Origin of the sequence: Flavobacterium salmonis (assembly GCF_903819435.1) — a bacterium.
In the GTDB taxonomy this organism is placed as follows: domain Bacteria; phylum Bacteroidota; class Bacteroidia; order Flavobacteriales; family Flavobacteriaceae; genus Flavobacterium; species Flavobacterium chungangense.
The window spans coordinates 1-946 of the sequence record NZ_CAIJDP010000023.1 but is presented as its reverse complement, the minus strand read 5'-3'; the positions used below and the strand labels follow the sequence as shown (position 1 = coordinate 946).

1 pseudogene is annotated in these 946 nt (G+C 43.2%); it reads left to right on the top strand.

Features of this window, described 5'->3' with window-relative positions:
* Nucleotides 1–946: pseudogene (locus FLACHUCJ7_RS00130) on the top strand (hypothetical protein); the annotation flags it as partial.

The window sequence follows — 946 nt, the reverse complement described above, 5'->3', positions numbered from 1 at the left end:
GACTCCGGGTAACCCAACTGGTGATGGTACAACTTCTGTAACAGGTCTAACTCCTGGTACATGGACATGTACTGTAACCGATGCTAACAACTGTACTACAGCAGTTAACTTTACTATTATACAACCAACAACTCTAGTAGCTACTGCGGCTTCACAAACAAATGTATCTTGTAATGGTGGCTCGAACGGAGCGGCTTCAATTAATACCCCTACAGGAGGTGCAGGTGGATATACTTATAACTGGACTCCGGGTAACCCAACTGGTGATGGTACAACTTCTGTAACAGGTCTAACTCATGGTACATGGACATGTACTGTAACCGATGCTAACAACTGTACTACAGCAGTTAACTTTACTATTACACAACCAACAGCTCTAGTAGCTACTGCCGCTTCACAAACCAATATATCTTGTAATGGTGGCTCGAACGGAGCGGCTTCAATTAATACCCCTACAGGAGGTGCAGGTGGATATACCTATAACTGGACTCCGGGTAACCCAACTGGTGATGGTACAACTTCTGTAACAGGTCTAACTCCTGGTACATGGACATGTACTGTAACCGATGCTAACAACTGTACTACAGCAGTTAACTTTACTATTACACAACCAACAGCTCTAGTAGCTACTGTGGCTTCACAAACAAATGTGTCTTGTAATGGTGGCTCGAACGGAGCGGCTTCAATTAATACCCCTACTGGTGGAGCAGGTGGATATACTTACAACTGGACTCCGGGTAACCCAACTGGTGATGGTACAACTTCTGTAACAGGTCTAACTCCTGGTACATGGACATGTACTGTAACCGATGCTAACAACTGTACTACTACCGTTGACTTTATTATTACACAACCTACAGCAATTAATTTCACAACAACAGTTTTGTCTGGTTATGATTACAATACTGGATATAGTCAAACTATAGTAGCTTCAGGAGGAACAGGA